This is a genomic window from Rhodanobacter sp. Root480, assembly GCF_001426645.1.
GTDB lineage: Bacteria > Pseudomonadota > Gammaproteobacteria > Xanthomonadales > Rhodanobacteraceae > Rhodanobacter > Rhodanobacter ginsenosidimutans.
Window position 1 is genome coordinate 701431 of record NZ_LMEX01000001.1, and the last position, 20657, is coordinate 722087.

The 20657-nt window shown below is 64.2% G+C and carries 21 protein-coding genes; 11 read left to right on the plus strand and 10 right to left on the minus strand.

Going from position 1 to position 20657, the window contains the following annotated elements; translation table 11 throughout:
* Nucleotides 1-60: 60 nt before the first annotated feature.
* The gene (locus ASD22_RS03395; RefSeq protein ID WP_056078890.1) at nt 61-1575 is read right to left on the minus strand and encodes a catalase; all 1515 of its coding nucleotides are present in this window, start codon (nt 1573-1575) and stop codon (nt 61-63) included.
* Nucleotides 1576-1802: 227 nt separating this feature from the next.
* On the opposite strand from ASD22_RS03395, the gene ASD22_RS03400 reads away from it, so the two are divergent.
* The 5 genes from ASD22_RS03400 (at nt 1803) to ASD22_RS03415 (ending at nt 4638) form a co-directional block, all read left to right on the plus strand.
* Complete coding sequence (locus tag ASD22_RS03400; protein WP_056078893.1) at nt 1803-3014, plus strand: bifunctional alpha/beta hydrolase/OsmC family protein; 1212 nt, start codon at nt 1803-1805, stop codon at nt 3012-3014.
* Between the two features lie 278 nt (nt 3015-3292).
* Nucleotides 3293-3538: a hypothetical protein gene (locus tag ASD22_RS03405; RefSeq protein ID WP_056078896.1), complete on the plus strand. Its 246-nt coding sequence runs from the start codon at nt 3293-3295 to the stop codon at nt 3536-3538.
* Between the two features lie 154 nt (nt 3539-3692).
* On the plus strand, nt 3693-3845 hold the full coding sequence (locus tag ASD22_RS16590; protein ID WP_200946313.1) for a hypothetical protein: 153 nt from the start codon (nt 3693-3695) through the stop codon (nt 3843-3845).
* 27 nt (nt 3846-3872) lie between these two features.
* Nucleotides 3873-4133, plus strand: a complete 261-nt coding sequence (locus ASD22_RS03410; protein WP_056078899.1) for a hypothetical protein — start codon at nt 3873-3875, stop codon at nt 4131-4133.
* Nucleotides 4134-4239: 106 nt separating this feature from the next.
* A complete protein-coding gene (locus ASD22_RS03415; RefSeq protein ID WP_156458931.1) occupies nt 4240-4638 on the plus strand; it encodes a hypothetical protein in 399 nt (132 codons plus the stop codon).
* A gap of 358 nt (nt 4639-4996) precedes the next feature.
* Here ASD22_RS03415 and ASD22_RS03420 read toward each other — a convergent pair whose 3' ends face one another.
* From ASD22_RS03420 to ASD22_RS03445, 6 genes are all read right to left on the minus strand, one after another.
* Nucleotides 4997-5422: a hypothetical protein gene (locus ASD22_RS03420; RefSeq protein WP_056078905.1), complete on the minus strand. Its 426-nt coding sequence runs from the start codon at nt 5420-5422 to the stop codon at nt 4997-4999.
* A gap of 145 nt (nt 5423-5567) precedes the next feature.
* On the minus strand, nt 5568-5798 hold the full coding sequence (locus tag ASD22_RS03425) for a hypothetical protein (RefSeq protein WP_056078908.1): 231 nt from the start codon (nt 5796-5798) through the stop codon (nt 5568-5570).
* Nucleotides 5795-6721, minus strand: a complete 927-nt coding sequence (locus ASD22_RS03430) for a hypothetical protein (RefSeq protein WP_056078911.1) — start codon at nt 6719-6721, stop codon at nt 5795-5797. Before ASD22_RS03430 ends, ASD22_RS03425 begins: the two co-directional genes overlap by 4 nt.
* Nucleotides 6711-7448: a VC1465 family Xer recombination activation factor gene (locus ASD22_RS03435; protein WP_082520102.1), complete on the minus strand. Its 738-nt coding sequence runs from the start codon at nt 7446-7448 to the stop codon at nt 6711-6713. Before ASD22_RS03435 ends, ASD22_RS03430 begins: the two co-directional genes overlap by 11 nt.
* A 251-nt stretch (nt 7449-7699) precedes the next feature.
* A complete protein-coding gene (locus ASD22_RS03440; RefSeq protein ID WP_056078917.1) occupies nt 7700-9556 on the minus strand; it encodes a TonB-dependent receptor in 1857 nt (618 codons plus the stop codon).
* A 170-nt stretch (nt 9557-9726) separates the two neighbouring features.
* Nucleotides 9727-11274: a VCBS repeat-containing protein gene (locus ASD22_RS03445; RefSeq protein WP_235577575.1), complete on the minus strand. Its 1548-nt coding sequence runs from the start codon at nt 11272-11274 to the stop codon at nt 9727-9729.
* Between the two features lie 375 nt (nt 11275-11649).
* Between ASD22_RS03445 and ASD22_RS03450 the strand changes: the two genes are divergently transcribed.
* The 3 genes from ASD22_RS03450 to ASD22_RS03460 all read left to right on the plus strand — a co-directional run bounded on the left by ASD22_RS03450 (nt 11650) and on the right by ASD22_RS03460 (nt 16153).
* Nucleotides 11650-13962, plus strand: a complete 2313-nt coding sequence (locus ASD22_RS03450) for a nitric-oxide reductase large subunit (protein WP_056078923.1) — start codon at nt 11650-11652, stop codon at nt 13960-13962.
* A gap of 292 nt (nt 13963-14254) precedes the next feature.
* Nucleotides 14255-14650 carry a SirB2 family protein gene (locus tag ASD22_RS03455; RefSeq protein ID WP_056078926.1) on the plus strand — a complete coding sequence of 132 codons (396 nt, stop codon included), beginning with the start codon at nt 14255-14257 and terminating at the stop codon, nt 14648-14650.
* A 21-nt stretch (nt 14651-14671) separates the two neighbouring features.
* On the plus strand, nt 14672-16153 hold the full coding sequence (locus tag ASD22_RS03460; RefSeq protein WP_056078929.1) for a UbiD family decarboxylase: 1482 nt from the start codon (nt 14672-14674) through the stop codon (nt 16151-16153).
* A gap of 16 nt (nt 16154-16169) precedes the next feature.
* On the opposite strand, the gene ASD22_RS03465 is transcribed toward ASD22_RS03460, so the two are convergent.
* From ASD22_RS03465 to ASD22_RS16595, 3 genes are all read right to left on the minus strand, one after another.
* The gene (locus tag ASD22_RS03465; protein WP_056078932.1) at nt 16170-16667 is read right to left on the minus strand and encodes a hypothetical protein; all 498 of its coding nucleotides are present in this window, start codon (nt 16665-16667) and stop codon (nt 16170-16172) included.
* Between the two features lie 259 nt (nt 16668-16926).
* Nucleotides 16927-17481 (minus strand): cytochrome b, encoded by a 555-nt coding sequence (locus ASD22_RS03470; protein WP_056078935.1) that lies wholly within the window; start codon nt 17479-17481, stop codon nt 16927-16929.
* Nucleotides 17482-17517: 36 nt separating this feature from the next.
* Nucleotides 17518-17886: a hypothetical protein gene (locus tag ASD22_RS16595; RefSeq protein WP_156458932.1), complete on the minus strand. Its 369-nt coding sequence runs from the start codon at nt 17884-17886 to the stop codon at nt 17518-17520.
* On the opposite strand from ASD22_RS16595, the gene ASD22_RS03475 reads away from it, so the two are divergent.
* From ASD22_RS03475 to ASD22_RS17080, 3 genes are all read left to right on the plus strand, one after another.
* Nucleotides 17881-18879, plus strand: a complete 999-nt coding sequence (locus ASD22_RS03475) for a peptidase U32 family protein (protein ID WP_056080890.1) — start codon at nt 17881-17883, stop codon at nt 18877-18879. The two genes, ASD22_RS16595 and ASD22_RS03475, sit on opposite strands and share 6 nt — an antisense overlap.
* A 13-nt stretch (nt 18880-18892) precedes the next feature.
* Nucleotides 18893-19789: a U32 family peptidase gene (locus tag ASD22_RS03480; RefSeq protein WP_056080893.1), complete on the plus strand. Its 897-nt coding sequence runs from the start codon at nt 18893-18895 to the stop codon at nt 19787-19789.
* 435 nt (nt 19790-20224) lie between these two features.
* Nucleotides 20225-20512, plus strand: coding sequence for an HNH endonuclease (locus tag ASD22_RS17080; RefSeq protein ID WP_255357411.1), 288 nt, complete (start codon nt 20225-20227; stop codon nt 20510-20512).
* The last annotated feature ends 145 nt before the right edge of the window (nt 20513-20657 follow it).

A 20657-nucleotide genomic window follows, 5' to 3' on the forward strand; every position in this document is an offset into this window, starting at 1 on the left:
GCACCGGGTCGACGACCGCCAGGTCCACGCCCGGCGGTCGTCATGCTGCGAAGGGCTACGTCAACCGTCGCCCATGCCCTGGACCGGCTCCGGTGCGCTGCCGGCTTTCACCCTGGCTTCGATCCGCTGGCCGATATCGCTGTCGACGCGTTTCCAGTAATCGAACGCGCGCTCCAGCACGGGGCTGCGCACGCCGGCTAGCAGGCTGCCGGCCACCTGTTCCACGAACTGCGTGCGTTGGGCGTCATTCCACACATCGCGAACCATCGTGCCTGCCTGGCCGAAGTCATCGTCTTCCGCATGCAAGGTGTAGGCGCTGCGGGTCATCTCGCCATCGACCTCCCAGCCATCGGCCACCGGGCCGGTCTGGTCGGACCAGCTGTGGCCACCGCTGTTGGGTGCGTACACCGGCGCGTTGCCCTGGTGCTGATACGCCATCTGGCCGTCGAACATATAGGTGTTCACCGGCACCTTGGGCTGGTTTACCGGCAGTTGGTGGAAGTTGGTGCCGATGCGGTTGCGCTGTGCGTCGGCGTAGGCAAACGCGCGGCCGAGCAGCATCTTGTCCGGCGACAAGCCGATGCCCGGCACCGTGTTGCCGGGGGAGAACGCCGCCTGCTCGATTTGCGCGAAAAAGTTTTCCGGGTTGCGGTTCAACGTCATCGTGCCGACCTTGATCAGCGGGTAATCCTTGTGCGGCCATACCTTGGTCAGGTCGAACGGATTGAAGCGGTAGTTTTTTGCCTCGGCATACGGCATTACCTGCACCGAGAGATCCCACGCGGGGTGCTCGCCGCGGGCGATGGCTTCGAACAGGTCGCGGCGGTGGAAATCCGAGTCCGCTCCGGCCATCGCGGCGGCTTCGGCATTGTTGAAAAACGCCATGCCCTGGCGGGTGTGGAAGTGGTACTTCACCCAAAACTTCTCGCCCGCGGCGTTGATCCACATGTACGTGTGCGAGCCGTAACCGTTCATGTGCCGCCATGTGCGCGGCAGGCCGCGTTCGCCCATGACGTAGGTGACCTGATGCGCGGTTTCCGGGTTGGACGTCCAGAAATCCCACTGCATGTGGTTGTCGCGCAGGCCGGAATCCGGCAGCCGCTTCTGGCTGCGGATGAAATGCGGAAACTTGATCGGGTCGCGCAGGAAGAATACCGGCGTGTTGTTGCCGACCAGGTCGTAGTTGCCCTCGTCGGTATAGAACTTCAGCGAGAAGCCGCGCACGTCGCGCCAGGTATCCGGGCTGCCCGATTCGCCGGCAACGGTGGAGAAGCGCGCCAGCATGTCGGTCTGCGCGCCTTTCCGGAACAGCGCCGCGCAGGTGTAGCGCGTGACATCCTCGGTGATTTCCAGCACACCGAACGCGCCTGCACCCTTGGCATGCGGTTGCCGTTCGGGAACCTTCTCGCGGTTGAAGTGCGCCAGCTGCTCCAGCAGGTGCACGTCATGCAGCAGGATGGGGCCGTTGGGCCCCAGGGTCAGCGAGTTGCGATCACTGATCGCGGGTGCGCCCGTGCCGGTGGTCGAGCCGGCGGCGGACGAATCATTCCGGGGCGGGTTGCTGGAACTGCTCATGAGTCGCTCCTGGGTCAGTGGGCTTGCCAGTGTGCTCGCCCGATCGTTCGGGTTGTGTCATCAGACCTTCGTGCCGCAGACGCCATCACACCAGAAGCCGTGTGAGGGGGCCATTGCACGTTAGGATGATGCTGGCGCGCAAGCCATGGCGCACAACCAGGGCAGGTTGCTCCTGCCGAAACGGCGCAGCGATCTGCCGGCCTTCCCTCAACCCCAGGAGATCGCCCATGTCCCGCACCGACAGCAGCTTTACCACCCGTTCCGGGCACGTGCTGAGCGGCACCGTGGTGCAGCCGGTGGGGCCGGTTCGCGCGGTGGCGTTGTTCGCGCACTGCTTCACCTGCACTCGCGCCAGCCTGGCTGCGGTGAGGATCACCGACGAGCTGGCACGTCTGGGCATCGCCACCTTGCGCTTCGACTTCACCGGGCTGGGATCGAGCGAAGGCGATTTCGCCAGTGTGGGTTTTCCCGGTGACGTGGATGACCTGGTCGACGCGGCCGAGCACCTGGCCGCCACTATCGGTGCGCCGCAGTTGCTGATCGGCCACAGCCTGGGTGGCGCGGCCGTACTCGCGGCGGCCGCACGCATTCCATCGGCGCGCGCGGTGGCCACCATCGGCGCGCCGTCCGATGTCAGCCATGTGCTGGACAGCATCGACGGCGACCTGCAGGCGATCGAGGCACAGGGCAGCGGCGAAGTGTCCATTGCCGGCCGCCGCTTTCCGTTGAGCGCCGCCTTCGTGCGTTCGGCGCGCGAAGCCGACGTGCTCGCCGCCGTGAAGCAATTGCATCACCCCATCCTGATCGCCCACGCGCCGGGCGATACCGTGGTCGGCATCGACCACGCACGCCGGTTGTTCGAAGCGGCCCGACACCCCAAGACCTTCCTCAGTCTCGATCAGGCCGGCCACCTGTTGTCGAAAGAGGCCGACGCACGCTACGCGGCGCGCATGATCGCCTGCTGGGCCGACCGCTTCCTCGAAACGGTGCCGGCTGCGGAAGCACTCGAACCCGGCACGGTACGCGTCGCCAACAACGCCTCCGGACTTGCCGTGGCGATCGATGCGCGTCATCACCAGCTGATCGCGGACGAACCGCGCGAAGTCGGCGGCGACGACGCCGGCCCCACACCTTACGATCTGCTGCTGGCCTCACTCGGCGCCTGCACCGCGATGACCCTGCGGATGGTGGCCGGCCGCGAATCGATCCCGCTGGACGAGGTCGAGGTGACGCTTTCGCATCAACGCAACCACGCCAAGGACTGCGATCACTGCGAGCAGGACGATGCGCGCGTGCAGGCCATCTACCGCCGCCTGAAACTGACCGGCAACCTCACCCCCGCACAACGCGACCGCCTGCTCGCCGTCGCCGAAAGATGCCCGGTCCACCGCACGCTCACCGGCAGCCTGCATATCCACGACGAGTTGTTGCCGGGCTGAGGGTACATCCGGGCATCAACGGCAGGCGCAGGTAAGGGGCGTGCCCGCCGATCGGGCCACCAGGTGCTGTAGGTGCATACGTATGCACTGTGTGCGTCAGTTCCTGGAACGCACAGGTTGGCGCAGAGCTACCTGACAACTCTGTCAGGGAAGGCTGACATCGACCCTTTTGCCGTTGGTGCACTCTTGCGTCTGTCCTGCAGTTTTGGCGACAGGCCTGCGATCCACGGCATCCGTTGACCGAGGCATTCTTTCGACTCAAACCGAGGCACCTGTCGATGACCGTCCTGTTCGCGATCCGGGAAGATGAGGCTGGCATGTGGCGCATCCATCGCGGGCAGGTCTGCGTGATGAATCGCCTCACCCTGGCGCGAGCCATCACCGAGGCCCGCAAGCTGGCACGGGATCATCACTGGCTGACCGGCTTGACCGCTTCCGTGGATCTGGTCAGCCCGGAAGTTACGACCCGCCTGGGGCACTACGCGCACCCCAATGCAGAATCCGACGACGCAGCCGTGGCCTAGGCTTTTGTCCTCGAACGCGCCGGCTCGCTGGAGTCGCCGCGTGTAACGGCCAAAGGGGTTTGGGGTAGGGCGGTACCGCGTGGAGCTGCGACGGAAGGGGCGGTTGGTGGATATCCGCTTTAGGATGTGACATCCCATCCACGTACCTTCCTCCATGCCTGTACGGCTTTCCTCGACCGGCCTGGTGCTGGACGGCCAGCAGCCGATGCAGAACCTGCTGCGTTTCCTCGACACCGTCATGCGCGGCATCGGCCAGGTCATGTTGCAGAACGGAAGCAGAGTGGGGTGGGTGGTATTGCTGTTGTGACAAAACAGAAAGCCTGAAGGGGATTCCATGCGTGCTGGAACCTACTACGCTGTTGCCGGTGCCCTGCTGCTGGCGACCCTGCCCATGTATCGCTACATCTACCAGCAGGCGCATGGTATTGGCCAGAACCAAAGCCATGGGGAGAACGGACGTGCGTTGTACAAAAGGGCCATGCCGGAGACCTCTGATACCAACTTCCCGGAGGGCTCCGTGGCTGATGCACGGATGGGTTGTGGTGGGTGCCATCGCGCTGGCTGGGTGCGGCCCAACAACGATTCAATGGGCTGAAGAGGTTCGTCTGCAAGACGGGCAAATGATCAGAGTCGAGCGCACCGCGCAAGGCCGGACGTTCTCGGAGCTTGGCGGGATGGGGGGCTGGAAGGACCCCGTGAACATGTCAGTATCGATCACCCGGGCACCGGACGGCATCAAACCGCCGCCCGAGTGGCGCGATGGCTATGTGGCAATGCTTCTGGATTACGACGCCCCGGCAAAGTCCTGGTCAATGGTGGCGACGTATTACTACTGCGAGACGTGGTACGCGCTGGGAAGGCCGATACCGCCCTATATCGAGTACCAGTCGGTCCAGGGTTCCCCGTGGAAGCGCGTGCCATTGGAAGAAAGACTCATCGGTCGGGAAGCAAACTTGTTGACGGGGCCTCGCACGGATGGCGAGCCGGACCTTGTGACGATCGCGGACAAAGAGTTTCGCGAGCGATCATCTGGAAGGATGTATCAGCTAGTTCTGCGCAAGTGGGGCCGTGCGGAAGCGAATTTCTGTGATCTCTCGTAAAGCGGATTTAGGAGACTAACTATGGCAAGCAATCTCGAATATGCAGAATTCGCTACACATGTGTACGCACGGCCAAACGCGAATCGGGCGCCACTTAATAGGGTTCAGCCGTGTGTGTTTTAAGGACCATATTCGCGGCAGTTTGTCAGCGTCTACGGTGAGAATGCGGCTGGTTGCTGGCCCGTATCGTTTTTGGCGGAAGCTTGTTGGTCGCCAGGAGGCGGTTTCTTCGGCTCTGCGGCGGCAGTTCGTCGTCCTTAGACAACAATGTTTCCTTATTTCAGGTCGGGGTGTGGCCGCTGGTGGCCTGGCTCATCCATCCTACGTAATTTCGCATAATGTATAGGTTTTGGCTGACTCAGGCATTTTGTACACCGTTGGATTGGTGATTATTAACCTGATTATCTCCCGGTGGCAAACCGTTCAATTCATCGCCAAAAATTTCGACCATCCTGCGGGCGTGATCGGCCTCGCGTTCGGCGATTATCGGGGCCATTTTCTCCGGGGCAGCGTCCGCCGCGATCTTCCAGATATTCCATTCCACGCTGCACCGGTGGAAGTCCCCGAGGCGGTCCAGCGCGAGCAAGCCGAGGCGGGCCTGTACTTCACCGTTGAAGGCTTCGGCGAAGTCGGTGGCCGAGGCATACGGGTCGCCGTCGACCATCCACGGCTCGCCGGGTGGTGGCTCCAGGTGGCGGGAGGCAGCGTAGTAAGACTGAAGCGCGACGCGGCACGCGTCCTCGGCCGAGAAGAAGCGGCATTGCGCCGCATAGTCGATTTTCATGCGATTATTCCTTGGGGCTTCGGCCCCGGTGTGTTGTACCAGAGGCCCCTGAACAGCTTGCCGGCTTGCAGGGGCCTCGCCTTTTGTGCGCCGTGGTGGCTGGGGTTCCGGCGCGGCGCCGGAAGCCCAGCAGGCACCACGGGTGTCACTCCTCGGGCGGCAGGTCCACCCCCATGCGTTCGCGCAGTGCCATCTCAAACTCGCCCACCAGCTCGACCACGAAGCGGTCCCGGTTCCCTTCGGCCTTGTCCATGGCGTAATGGATGCCGTCGACAGCACACATGATCACGTCGGGTTCGCTCACGCCGTAGGCCAGCAGCCCCGGCTCCTTGCTGCCACTCATCACCCAGTCGCCTTCGTCCACTGGAAAATTCACTGCATCGTCTCCGTCTTGAGGTAAGCCCTCACCACGCCGCGAGACACATCGACGCACCAAGGGGTAGGGATCAGCTCACCGGTGACAAGGTCCACGAAGCCCCCGGCCACCCGTTGCAACTTGGGGAAGCCCCGCCGCTCGTAGCGGCGGGCGTACATGCACCACTGTTCTTCCTCAGCGATCCGGCGTTCTTCTTCGGCGACGCGCAGATCCCACCATGCGGCGCTACCTTCGGGCGGGCGTACTGGGTCGACGTAACGAAGCCACACGGAGCCGTCGGGTTGCGGCGTGCGCACCTCGATGCGGCGGGCGTTCCATGCTTCCTGCGCTTCCAGGTCGGCGAAGCATGCTTCGCCCCGACGCTGGTCCCACGCCTTGGCCACCCACATGGGCCACAGGCGTTCGCGCAGCTCCACGCGGCGGGCAGGGTCGTGGCCTCCGTTTCCATGCAGGCGCACACCTTTGGGCAGGCGCTTGACGTCCTCGGGGCGGGTCTTGGTGGCGTACTTGACCATGTAGCCCACGGGGTTGCGGGCCGTCTCGATGTTGCTCATCCCGTACGGCCACCAGCCACACTGATCTGGGCGGGGCAGGCGCAACCGGCGCGGCACCCACACCAGCACGTGGTAGTGCAACGCACCGCGCTTCTGCAACTCGCCGACCCATGCAAAGCGGCAGGCGTGCCCACGACGCTGGAACCATTGGCGCATCAATCGCACGAAGCGGGACACGTGCCGCGGTTCCCACGTTTCGCCCGGTCGATAGGTCAGGGTGATGAAGGTCTTGCGGTAGGCCGAGCGACCGAGACGGTCCGAGGCCCAGCGGGCTTCACGCTCGTGGAGCTTGGCCGCTTCCGTGATCGTGCGGCGTAGCCGCTGACAACGGGCCTTGCGCGGGTCGATCACCACCACGTCAGCCTGCATGCCACACCCCCGCCAAACGGCGCTGGAAGCGGCTCTGACCAAAGTGGCGTTCCACTTGTTTAGAAGAGCTGACAAGCCCCGCGCCGCTGCGCGCCGCCGCCGCTCTGCCGAACCGTTCGGCACCCGTGGCCAGGTCGCCCGCCATGCTCACCGCCGCCGGCGTTGCCGACCTGCGGCGGCGAGCAAGAGCGGTCGACGTGGATACGGCTTCGATCGGATGGGAGGGCGCGGCTTCGGCTTGCTTGGCCCCCATACCGGCTTCGGGTTGAAGCAGGTCACCGGCCGCGACCTTCGCGGCGGCTGGCACGGTACGGCCGGCCGCCGGCCGGGTTGCGGCGTCGTAGTGCTTGAGGAACAGATGGGCCTGCTCGATGGTCAGCCACCATCGGCGCATGTCGCCCTCGCGGTAGGTCCGTCCTGCCGGAGCGTGCAGACCCAGCCGGTTGATCGTCCAGCCGGCCCACTCGTCGCACAATGCACCGAGGTCACCGGTACGCAGCAGGCGCAGCAACCGCACGGCCGACCACGGCACACGGCTGCGGCCGGCGTCCCAATACCGCACGGTGCGAAGGCTCACACCCAGATACTCCGCGCAGGCCTTACGGTTCAGCAGGCAAGCGTGCCGCAGTTCGCGGAAGCCGTCCGGGCTGATATGCCAGAGCCGACGCCGTGGACGGCGACCACCGCCAACAGGGCGACCAGCAAGACGGCCCACGGGCCGAGCCACGGCGGTTCGTGGTCCTTCATCGGCACCTTCCGCGACTTCGCATAATGTATATTATGTCAAATTACGAAAATGGCTCCTATGGGACTACAGCCCGCGTGGCGGCCAGAAACTGGGTCTCGACAGATCGATGCCCTGCTTGCGAGCGACCTGCTATTTCGTTGTGGAGTTTTGCGTCCGTGGTGTTCCAGCTTCTGCTGGACGCGGTCGGCGAGCTGTGCCGCCGGGTCGATTCCCGGCTTCGGTCTGCATCGTCAGAAATCGAAATCGATGCCGACGAAGCCGGTCGTGCCGACGGCCGGGAAGCCGATGTCGTCCATGTACTTCCTGTCGGTGACGTTCTCGACGCTGAGGTTGATGGCCAGTTGCGGGTTGACGCGGTAGTTCACGCGGGCATCCAGGCGGTCGTATTCGGGCATGGTTTCGTTGACGACGTCGCCGCGGTAGCGGCTGGCTTCGAAGCGGTGGCCGGTCCAGAGGTAGTTGAGGTCGAATTGCCAGTGGTCGTTGGGTGCATAAGCGGCGGTGGCGCCGGCCTTGATTCGCGGCCGGCCCAGCAGGGGGCTTTCCGCGTCGATGTCGGTGTAGCTGCCGTGGGCGCCCAAGGTCCATTTCTGGTCGTTGGAGTGCCAGCGGGCGTCGATGTCGACGCCTTTCATTCGGGTGTGGGCGCGGTTGACGTTGCGGAACAGCTCGCTGTCGAAGTCGATCAGGTCCTTGTAGTCGTTCACGAAGTAGCTGAGGTTGAGGACGGTGTTGCTGGCCGTCCATTCGATGCCGGTGTCGCGGGTGGTCGACCGTTCGGGCTGCAAGTCCTTGTTGCCGGTGAGCGGATGGCCCAGGGCGAAGAAGCTTGGGAGTTTGTAGCCGGTGCCGGCGTTGACGAACCAGCTGACGTTGTCGCTCAGCTGATAGCGGAAACCGCCCTGCACGCTTTGTCGTGTGCCGAAATGGGCATTGCTGTCCGAACGGAGGCTTGCGCCCACGAACAACTTCCCGGTGAGGTAGCTGTTGAGGTTGAGGAAGGCGCTTCGGGTGGAGCGGCTGAGGCGGAAGTCCGTGGGCATCCGCTCGCCGTAGACGAGGTATCCCCTGCTCTCCCCGGCCTCGTGTCTGCCTTCGAAACCGATGTTGGCCCAGGTGCCCTGCCTGTCGCCCAGGGTGTTGATCCACTTGATGTCGGTGCGGGTGAAATCCGTCCGGGCGCCGTTGGGTGGCACGGCGTCGAAAGGGATGATGCCGGGGGAGTCGATGTCCTGATCGCGGTTGAACCATGTCGCGGCGAGTGTGCTGGTCCAGCCGTCGCTGATCGCCCAGGCCCATGAAGCGGCGGCGTTCTGGTCGGTGTAGTGGCTTCGATCCAGGTCACGGTTGCGTGCAAACAGCGGACCGCCGCTTTGTTCGGGGAAGGTGGTTTTTTCCCCCTTCGTGTGGCGATAGGTGAAGTCCAGTTGATGCGCGCCGAGAGCCGAGTCGAGTTTTATCAGCGCTTCCCGGTTGTTGGCGCTGCTGCCTTCAATGGGCGTACCGGCATGCTTGTTTTGCAGTCGCAACACGTAGCCGGTGTTGTCCACCGTGCCGGTGCTGCTGAAGCTGCCGGTTCGGTAACCATGCTCGCCGCCGGACAGGGAAAGATGCTGTTGAATGGTCGGCGTGGGTTCGGCGGTGATGATGTGGATGACGCCGGCCAGGGCGTCCGATCCGTAGATGGCGGATTGGGCGCCGCGGATGATCTCCACGCGCTGGATCGAGGCGATGTTGATGTCGTTGACATCGAACGCGCCGCCGCGCGTGTTGGTGGGGTCATTCATCTCGATGCCATCGACCAGCACCAGGGTGTGATTGGCCTCGGCGCCGCGCAGGCTGATGGTGGTGAGGCCACCGGGGCCGCCTTGCGCCGCGACCCATACGCCGGGTACTTGCCGCAAGGCATCGGCAAGGCTGTGGTTGCTCAGGGCGAGCAGTTGCTGGTGATCGATGACCGTGACGGAGGAGGCGATCTGCTCGGCGGTTACGGGGCTGTAGGTACCGGTCACGATGACTTCGTCGGTGGCGGCGATGGCCTGGGTGGCCATCAGGCTCACCAGCACCGGCAATAGGCTGAACTTCATGCGTTTACTCGGATGAGGATAGCGGCCACCCGTTCGGCCCGCGGTGAACGTGGTGGCTTGATGTGTGTGGTTCGAAAGCGTTGCCGCATCATGCGCAGCGCGCATGATGCGGAGTCACGGACAGCAGCTCATTGATCCGGATCAGTTGCGCCGACGCCACTCGCTTCAGGTCAATGCGCTGGCTTGGCGAGTTCGCCCTGCAGCAGGATCAGTCGCGGCTTCAATGCGGATTTGGCGGGCTTGGCGGTGTTCTGGGCCATGTCTTGGGCGCCCTCATCCGCGCCATCCTTTTTCACGAATTCACCCAGCAGATCCAGCTCGAAGATGCCGGCCACGATATCCGGGCGGTGGTCGTGGTTGACGTCGGCCAGCGCCAGCGAGACGACGCCGGCGGGCCGGCTGATGATGGCGTGCGGCGTGAAGTTCTGGGCGCCGTCGTTTTCAAACCACACCAGGCTTTGGCGTTGCGGGTCGTCCCAATAGTTGAGCCAGCTGCCGGCCACGACGTCCATGTCGCCATCGCCATCGAGATCGCCGGCATCGGCGATGGCGGTGCCGTAGAAGCGGCCGATGTCGCGGAATTCGAACGTGAGGTTGCCCTTGTTTTCCAGCCATTCCACACCGTGATACGGCTTGGGATCGGGTTGGTAGTCGAGCGCGTCGCCATTGGTGAACAGGATGTCGGGGTCCTGGTCGCCATCCATGTCGATCACCTTCATGCTGGTCGATCCGAACATGGGGTGCGGCCCGCGGTACAGCGCGGTGTAGGCGAAACTGCCCTGCCCCTTGTTCATGAAGGCCACGACCGCCTCGTGCTGTTGCGCGATAAGGCTCACGAAGTCGATCTTGCCGTCGTTGTCCAGATCGACCGGGGAAAGGTTCAGCGCGCCGGTGACCTTCAGTATCCGGTGCGGCACGAACTTGCCGCCGCCGAGCTTGCCGTCACCAAGATTCTCCAACCACGCCAGTTCGCCCACGTCGCCGCCGCCGAAGATGGCCACGCCGATGTCGAGGTCGCCGTCGTTGTCGATGTCCATCGCGCGCGCATCGGTCACCCGGCCCACCTTGTCCAGCAACACCTGCTTCTCGAATTTCCCCGACGGCAGCTGTCGCAGCAGGACGACTTTTCCGGTCAGCGCCGGTGACGGCGGGAACGTGCCCAGGTCCGCCACGATGATGTCCTTGTATCCGTCGCCATCGATGTCCGCGACATCGGTATGCAAGGGAATGTCGATATCCGCGAGCGCGGTTTCGTGCCAGGCGCGCCCCTTTTTCTGCAAGAGCACCACCTTCTTGCCGGCGCCGTCGCAGATGATGAACCCGGGGGTCGTGTCGTCGTGCAGCGGCGTTGCGTTGATGTTGAGAATCAGCGGCACCGCCGATTTTTCCCCCAGCTCCGTCATGCCGAATGTCAGCGGGCTGCCTTCGCGGGTGAAATAGGGAAGCCGCGGCAGGCTCGCCGGGCTGCTGCCCACATACAAGGCGGTGATGTCCCTGACCACGTCCGCGGGGATCGCTTCATGGCCGGCTTTTGAAGCGGCCATGTCCGCCATGCCTTGCACGACGCGCGGCCAGCCGCTCTTAGGCATGACGCTGGGGGACGGGACCTTGTGGCAGCCACTGCAGTAGCGATTCACCGATTCCAGCACCGACTGCACGGTTTTCGGTTGCGTGTCGGTCAGCAGTTGGGCATGTGCCAGTGGTGCGAAGGCAAGCACTGCCAACGGCAGCCACCTGGATATCAGCGGACGGTTCATCGTTGCTCGGACTCTTGTTTGCGTGTTGTTGTTTCGTGACCGAGAGTGCCTTGCCTCCGCCTCAAGGTGCACCCACTCCCCTGTCACCGCACGTTGCTGCATCGGGTGGCTTCGCTCGTCGATCGCGCAATCATGCTATCGGGTTCGCGGCTGGCAGAGCGTCGCCGTGAAAGCGTATGCGGCAATCTGCAGCAGCGATGCCTGTCGTCATGGCGCCTGTCTGCCGATCACGGCCTGCGACAATTTCTCACAGCGACCGGCCCGCGCAACCTGACTTGAATCAAGAATGCCGACGGGGCTTGCCGCCAGCATGCGCGCATCACAGGGAGATGCGCGATGAGTACCACTCGAAAACTCTGGCTGGGCCTTGCGGCCTTGCTGATATCGTCTTTTGCCGTATTGCTGTGGGTTGGCGATGTGGTGCACCAGGAGGCGCCGCCGCTGCCGGCAGCGGTTGTCACCAGCGAAGGCCAAACGCTTTATACCCGCGCCGACCTGCAGGAAGGCCGTCAGGTGTGGCAAAGCATCGGCGGCCAGCAACTGGGTTCAATCTGGGGCCACGGCGCCCTGCTCGCGCCGGACTGGAGCGCCGACTGGCTGCATCGCGAAGCGATGGCGATGCTGGAGCTGCTGGCGCGCGACGAAGGCGCCGCCTCGTTCGCGTCCCTCGATGCGGCACAACAGGCCGCATTGAAGGCGCGCATCCAGCCGGAGCTTCGACACAACACCTACGACGCGGCCACCGACACCATTACCGTGTCGCCGCTGCGCGCGCAGGCCATGGCCATCGTTGGCGCGCACTACATGAGCCTGTTCAGCAATGATCCGGCCACCGCCAAGCTGCGCGAAAACTATGCGATGCGCGACAACACCATCGCGGAGATGGAACACCGCCGCATGGTCACCGCGTTCTTCTGGTGGACCAGTTGGGCGGCCGCCGCCGAGCGTCCGGGCAGCACCATCAGCTATACGCAGAATTGGCCGTTCGACCCGGTGGTGGGCAACGTGGCCACGCCGACCAGCTTCATGTGGTCGATCTTCAGCGTGCTGTTCATGATCATGGGCATCGGCCTGCTGGCATGGCACCACGCGCGTCATGTCAGTGATGAACCACTGCCGCCCATTCCCGCGCGCGATCCGTTGGCCGATCTCAAGCCGACGCCGTCGATGAAGGCCACGGCGAAATATTTCTGGACCGTGCTGGCGTTGTTCCTGGCGCAGATCCTGTTGGGCGCTACCACGGCGCATTACCAGGTGGAAGGACAGGAGGCCTACGGTTTCGCGCTGGCCAACTACCTGCCCTACTCTTTGACGCGCACCTGGCATACCGAGCTGGCGGTGTTGTGGATCGCCACCGCATGGCTGGCCACCGGCTTGTATATCGCGCCGATGATTTCCGGCTACGAGCCGAAATTCCAGCGCTTCGGGGTGAATTTCCTGTGGGTGTGCCTGCTGGTGATCGTGGTCGGTTCGTTCGCCGGCCAGTGGCTGGCGGTGATGGACAAGCTGGGCCTGGAACACAACTTCTGGTTCGGTCACCAGGGTTGGGAATACACCGACATCGGCCGCTTCTGGCAGATCTTCCTGTTCATCGGATTGATGCTGTGGGTGTTCCTGGTGGGGCGCGCGCTGTGGCCGGTGATGCGCAGCAAGACGGCGACGTCGTCGATCGTGGGCCTGCTGTTCCTCTCCACCGTGGCGATCGGCCTGCTCTACGGCGCCGGCCTGATGTGGGGTGAGCACACCCACATCGCGATGGTCGAATACTGGCGCTGGTGGGTGGTGCACCTGTGGGTGGAAGGCTTCTTCGAAGTGTTCGCCACGGCGGTCATCAGCTACCTGTTCCTGAAACTCGGCCTGATCCGCCCGCTTACCGCCACCGTCGGCGTGCTGTTCGCCACCATCGTGTTCATGGCCGGCGGCGTGCTGGGCACCTTGCACCACCTGTACTTCACCGGCACCACCACCGCGGTGATCGCGCTGGGCGCCAGCTTCTCGGTGCTGGAAGTGGTGCCACTGGCGTTGATCGGACTGGAGGCCTACGACACCTGGAAGAAGCAGCACGTCGCGCCGTGGATGGCGCGCTACCGCTGGCCGATCATGTTCTTCGTGGCGGTGAGCTTCTGGAACCTGGTCGGCGCGGGCATGTTCGGTTTCCTGGTCAACACGCCGCTGGCGCTGTACTACATGCAAGGCCTCAACCTCACCGCCACGCACGGTCATACCGCGCTGTTCGGCGTGTACGGCATGCTCGGCCTGGGCCTGATGCTGTTCTGCCTGCGCGGCATCAAGCCGGAGGCACCGTGGCGCGAAGGCTGGCTGCGCGGCTCGTTCTGGTGCCTCAACATCGGCCTCTCGCTGATGGCGGTGCTGACCCTGCTGCCGCTGGGCATCCTGCAGCTGAAGGCGGTGCTGGAGCACGGCTACTGGTTCGCCCGCTCGGCCGAGTTCATGGATCGCCCGCTGATCCACATGCTGGTGTGGATGCGCGTGCCGGGCGACACCTTGTTCGCGGTGGGCGCGGTGTTGATTGCGGTCTTCGTCGCCTCGCTATGGCTGCTGAAGGACCGCCGCCGGCCGATCGAACCGCAGGTGTACGGGCAGCCAGTGCTGGTAGCGGTCGAGCGCAAGGTGCTTGAAGAAGCCTGATGTCCTGGGATCTCGAAAGGCTCCGTCATTCCAGCGTTCGCTCGCTATTGTTCGGAATGGGCCTGCGCCTGGCGACGAAGCCGTGCGCTTGTGCCCCCTCCCCTGCTCGCAGGGGAGGGTTGGGGTGGGGTCGCTCTTGGTGGCAAGTGCGCGGCAAGAGCTTTACCCCCTCCCAACCTCCCCCTGCGAGCAGGGGGAGGAGCAGATCTCGTGCGTTTTTCCCTCTGCGTGATGTGGCTATTCGAGGCTCCCAAGCGAGTGAGTAAACCCCAGACCCCGAGTACCGATTCCCATGCTTGAGTTCTACCCCCAGATCAAGGCCGTACACATCCTCTGCGTCCTGCTCAGCGGCGCCTTGTTCGCGCTGCGCGGCACGCTGGTGCTGGCGGGCCGCAACGGTGCCGCGCAATGGGCGCCGGTGCGCTATCTCAGCTACAGCATCGACACCACTTTGCTCACTGCGGCGTTGATGCTGCTGACCATCCTGCCAGGCGCGCTGTTCGCCAATGGCTGGCTCACTACCAAGATGGTGTTGCTGGTCGTTTACGTGGTGCTGGGTACCCTGGCGCTCAAGCGCGCGAACAGCCAACGTGCGCGGACAGTCTGCTTCGTCCTGGCGCTTGCTACCTACATCTTCATGCTGGGCGTGGCGCGCATGCATCACCCGTTGGGTTGGTTGCATGGTTGACATGACGCAGAGCGTGCCGAGTTGAGCTTCCACGACCTGCGCGCGTTTCTTGGCAGGCTTGAACGCGAGCGTCTGCTGCAGCGTGTGGACGCGCCGGTGAACCCGCACCTGGAATCCACCGCACTCTCATTGCGTGCCTTGCGCGAAGGCGGCCCTGCCCTGCTGATGACGCAACCGACAGGATCGAACCACGCCCTGCTCGGCAACCTGTTTGGCCATCGTCGACGGATCGAGCTGGCACTGGCCGGGCGGCCGCTGGCCTCGCTGCGCGAATTGGGCCAGTTGCTTGCCGCGATCAAGGAGCCGCGCTGGCCATCCAGCCTGCGCCAGGCCTTGTCCACCTGGCCGGAGCTGGCGCAACTCGCCCACGTGGCACCGCGACGGGTTCGCGACGCCGCGTTCGAGGAGGAGACCTTGCGCGGTGCCGACATCGACCTCTCGCGTCTGCCGATCCAGCATTGCTGGCCCGGCGACGCCGGCAAGCTGATCACCTTCGGTCTGGTGGTGACGCGCGGCACCGGGAAGCCGCGGCAGAACGTGGCGATCTACCGCCAGCAGGTGATCGGGCCGAACCGGGTGATCATGCGCTGGCTGCCGCATCGCGGCGGCGCGCTGGATTACGCCGACTGGCGCGCCGCGCATCCACAACAACCCTTCCCCGTGCTGGTGGCGATCGGTGCGGACCCGGCCACCCTGCTCGCTGCCGTGGCGCCGGTGCCCGATACCTTGTCCGAGTACGAATTCGCGGGACTGCTGCGCGGTCAACGCACCCAGGTATGGCATAGCGAATTGACGGGGCTCGACGCGCCGGCTGGCGCGGAGATCCTGCTGGAAGGTTTCATCCATCCAGACGACACCGCGCTGGAAGGCCCGTTCGGCGACCACACCGGCTACTACAACGCGCAGGATCATTTCCCGGTATTCACCATCGAACGCATGCGTTTGCGCCGCGATGCGATCTACCACGGCAGCTACATGGGCCGCGCGCCGCACGACGAACCGTCGGTGCTGGCGATGGCCTTGAACGATGTTTTCGTGCCGATCCTGCAGAAGGTGTTTCCCGAGATCGTCGACTTCTTCCTGCCGCCGGAGGCGTGCTCGTACCGCATTGCCGTGGTCAGCATCCGCAAGCAGTACGCCGGCCATGCGCGGCGCATCATGATGGGCGTGTGGTCGTATCTGCGCCAGTTCACCTACACCAAGTTCGTGATCGTGGTGGATGACGACATCGATGTGCGCGACTGGTCGCAGGTGATCTGGGCGGTGTCGACGCGGGTGGACCCGGCGCGCGATGCGATGCTGGTGGAAAACACCCCCATCGACTATCTCGATTTCGCCAGCCCGGTGGCGGGGCTCGGCTCCAAGCTCGGCATTGACGCCACCAACAAATGGCCGTCTGAAACCACGCGCGCCTGGAGCCGGCCGATCGTGCCGGATGCCGCCGTGGAGGCGCGCGTGGATGCGCTGTGGGCGGCATTGCAGGCGACTGTTCCGCCGCGCTGACGCAACGGCCTCACCGCTAGTCCTGCGTATCGGCCGCCGCCGGCTTGTCCCAACCCGGGTCGTTGAAATAGCGCGGATAGCTGGAGAGCGCTTCGCGCATTTCCGCCACCGACCCGACGTTCTTCGGGTCGGCCTTCAGCGACTGGGCGGCGGCGAGCAAGGGCACCAGGATGCCGTGCAAGGCAGCGTCAGGCTCGGCGCTCAGTTTGCAATTGGCAAACATGAATATCACCGCCTGCTCCACCTCCGTCGCACGATCGACGGCCATCGAATCGCTCATGTGGCCTTTTTCATGATGACTCAGCTGGTCGACCGCAACGTGTGCCCGCCGGATGCCTTCGCGCAATGGCGCATCGGGTGTCCAGCGTTGCGCCGGCACCGGCACGGTGTCGTGTGCGGCGCCATGTGCAGCCGCGTGCGCAACATCGCCATGCGCGTGCTGCGGTGTTGCCTGTACCGAAACAGCGAGGCCGAGGCCACAGGCCAACGCAAGAACCGACTTCACGAGTTTCATGTGGAGTACTCCGGCATGCGGCATGAATGCCGCGGATGAAATGATGCTAGTGCACCAGGCGCGGATGACGGCTGACCCACGTCAATGCCCTCGCCCCGTGGCGGCGCGCGTGTTCAGGAACCGCCGCTGGCATGCAGTGTGGCGCCGTTCCCGTCGCGCACGCTGACATCCACCGCGACACCATGCCGCACATTTTCGGCACCATGCAGGAATGTTGCTGGCTGCGGTCGAACGTCGCCTGGACGCGCGGACATATACCTCAGGATCTTTTGCGCAGCGGCAGCATCCGGCGCAAGGTGTCGTCCTGCACGAAATAGTGGTGATACAGCGCCGCCGCCGCGTGCAGGCCGATGAGGTAGTAGCCGACGGTGCCGATCGTGGTGTGGATGTCCTCGATCGATTTGCCCAACGCCTTGTCCGGCCCGATCAGCGCAGGCAGCTCCAGTCCGAAGAACGGGATCACCTTGCCCTCGGCACTCAACGTGAGCCAGCCAAGCACCGGCATCAGGATCAGGAACGCGTACAAGGCGCCGTGCATCAGGTGCGCGAAATGTCGCTGCCACGCCGCTATCTGCGGATTCATCTGCGGCGACGGTGTGACGAAGCGAACCGCCAGGCGCAGGAACACCAGCGCAAACACCGTCAGCCCAAGCATGAAATGCCAGGTCTTGAGATCCGCGCGCAAGTCGCTGCCGCGCGGCGCCAGTTCGTGCAGGTTGATGCAGGCGTATACGCCGATCAGCAGCGCCAGCATCAGCCAGTGCAGGCTGATCGACAGCGAGCCGTAGCGGTGGGTGGTGTTGTTCCAGTTCATCGGGATGCTCTTTGGCAAGGGGTTTCAGGGCGACGTTCAAGTGGTGACGCGACGGCTACGGGTATTTCCCCCGTTGATTTGAGCAGCTTCGCTTATACGGTTCTTGTGGATCAAATCATCCTTGATGGCAACCCTGACCGGATGCAACCACATCGCGTGCGATATGCGGTCCCCCGGCCTGTGCCAGTCCGGCCCGCCTCCATGGAAAAGATGCCACGCATGATGGACTCCCGCCTGGTGGGTGTTGAAAGCATGGTCTGCAGGTATCGGCGAGGAGTTGATTCTGATCAATTCGATGCAGGCGGGATGGCGCGGACACGCGTTGAGCTGATCCACATCAACACAGCCATCCGGAACAACCGCCACGATGCGCGCCGAATTCACGGTATCGAGGTGCTTATGCAACTGGTCTGTCCTGCCGGCAACCTGCCCGCGCTGCAAGCGGCAATCGATGCCGGCGCCGATGCGGTCTACGCGGGTTTCCGCGACCAGACCAACGCGCGTGCCTTCCCCGGCCTCAACTTCAGCGACGAGGAACTGCGCGCGGGCATCGCCTACGCGCACCAGCGCGGGCGACAGGTGTACCTCGCATTGAATACCTACCCCGACAGCGCGCGGCTGCAGCAGTGGTACACGGCGGTGGACAAGGCGGCGGAGTTCGGTTGCGACGCGATCATCGCGGCCGAGATGGCGGTGCTCGATTACGCCACGCGCAGGCATCCGTCGCTGAAGCGGCATCTGTCCGTGCAGGGTTCGGCCACCACCGCGCCGGCGTTGCGCTACGCGTACGAGCGCTTCGGCATCAGTCGCGCGGTGCTGCCGCGGGTGCTGTCGATCCAGCAGGTGGAGCGCCTGTGCGAAGGCTCGCCGGTGCCGATCGAGGTGTTCGCGTTTGGCAGCCTCTGCATCATGGTCGAGGGTCGCTGCCAGCTCTCCAGCTATGTCACCGGCGCCTCGCCGAACCGGCACGGCGTGTGTTCGCCCGCCAGTTTCGTGCGCTGGGAGGAGCACGACGACGGCCGCCGCAGCGTGCGCCTGAACCAGGTGCTGATGGACAAGTTCGAGCCCGCCGAACCGGCCGGCTACCCGACCGTGTGCAAGGGCCGCTTCGACGTCGGCGGCGAGATCTTCCACGCGCTGGAGGAGCCCACCAGCCTCAACACGCTGGAGCTGCTGCCGCGCCTGGCGCAGGCCGGCGTCGCCGCATTGAAGATCGAAGGCCGCCAACGTGGCGTCGCCTATGTGGCATCCGTCACCCGCACCTGGCGCGAGGCGCTGGACCGCCACGGCGCCGCGCCCGCCGCGTGGAAACTGCAGTCGGAGTGGCAATCGTCACTGTCCCGCCACGCCGAGGGTCACCAGACCACGCTCGGCCCCTATCACCGCTCCTGGCATTGAACCGATGACGACGATGAAACTGAGCCTGGGCCCGCTGCAATATTTCTGGCCACGCGAACGCACGCTGGCGTTCTATCGCGAAGCCGCCGGCTGGCCACTGGACATCATCTATCTGGGCGAGACGGTGTGCAGCAAACGCCGCGAGCTGGGCACGCGCGACTGGATTGCGCTGGCCGCGGAGCTGGCCGAAAGCGGCAAGCAGATCGTGCTGTCGTCGCTGGCATTGATCGAGGCCGAGTCCGAACTGGGCGTGCTGCAGCGGCTGATCGACGAGGGCGGCTGCTGGATCGAGGCGAACGATCTCTCCGCCGTGCAGTTGTGCCGCGAGCGCGGCATGCCGTTCGTGGCCGGCCCCACGCTCAACATCTACAACCACCACGCGCTGACCATGCTGATGGACGACGGCCTGCGCCGCTGGGTGCCCGGCGTGGAACAGGGCTACACCCTGCTGCGCGAACTGCGCGACGCGATGCAGACCGAGGAACAACCCATGCCCGAACTCGAGGTGATCGCGTTCGGCCGCCTGCCCCTGGCCTATTCCGCACGCTGCTTCACCGCCCGCGCCCTGGACGTGGCCAAGGACCAATGCGACTTCCGCTGCATCGAATACCCCGACGGCATGCCGCTGGCCACCCGCGAGGGACGCCCCTTCCTGCGCATCAACGGCATCCAGATCCAGGGCGAGGAAGTGACCGACCTCGGCCCCGAAATCCTGCAACTGCGCGAACTCGGCGTCGACGTGCTGCGCTTGTATCCCCAGGCCGAAGGCATGGCCGACATCGTCGACCACTACCACCTCGTCCGTCGCTCCCCATCGCCACCACCGCGCATCGGCGCCCGCAATGGCTACTGGCATGGCGAGCCGGGGATGCGGCCGGTGGTGGCTGAGCAGGCTGTTTCCATTAGTTGAAGGTTGGCCGTATGTGGCAAGGCGTGTTGCGCCAGGCCGGGCACGACGGGGTCCGGACACGCCAAGCAGAGCAGTTTCGCGTGGCGCATTTGTCTTGGTTGTCGTTGTCACCCGCGCGAGCGTGTCGCAACCGTCGAGCTACTTGTCCAAGCGGATGGTTACGCCGCCGATCAACCCAAACGTCGTGCCTTCGAAGCAAAGCGCTTGATGCGAGCGTGTCGTTGCACTAACGTCGAGTCGCTGCGAGAGCAGAGCTGGTCCGAGCAATTCGGTCAGTCACCGATGCCAATACCGGCCGGTGCCCGCCTCTGATCCTAAAGACATGCGGGACTTCATTTTTCCTCTGGAGTCCATGCCATGTGCAAGTCACTTGCTCGCGCGCGAGCAATCGCTGCGTACCACCAAAGCTTCCGCTGCTTCTACTGCGGCCTCCCAATGTGGTCAAACAACGTAGTGTCGTTTGCCGCCAAATACGGCCTTTCGCGAAGACAAGCGCTTCAACTCCAATGCACAGCGGAGCACCTTATCCCAAGGTCTATGGGTGGTACTGCGTCTTCAGTCAATATCGTTGCAGCCTGCGCATTCTGCAATCACAAGCGTCACGCACGGCTCACTGCTCCCGAGCCTGAGGCGTACAAACAATTCGTCCAGCAGCGCATTCGTCGTGGTCGTTGGCTGCCCGCGAGCCTGCCCGGTACGCTGCGCCCGTGCAATTTGGCATGACTGCTCGCTCAACCGGATGTAAACCCGCTGTGCGGATTCCTTCTGCTTAAGTCCAAGCCCCCGACATAGCTGAAGGGCCGGGGTCATTTTGCACGGAGAACACCGAGTTAGTTCCGCGTGATGCGAACATCACTTCTCTGTCCCG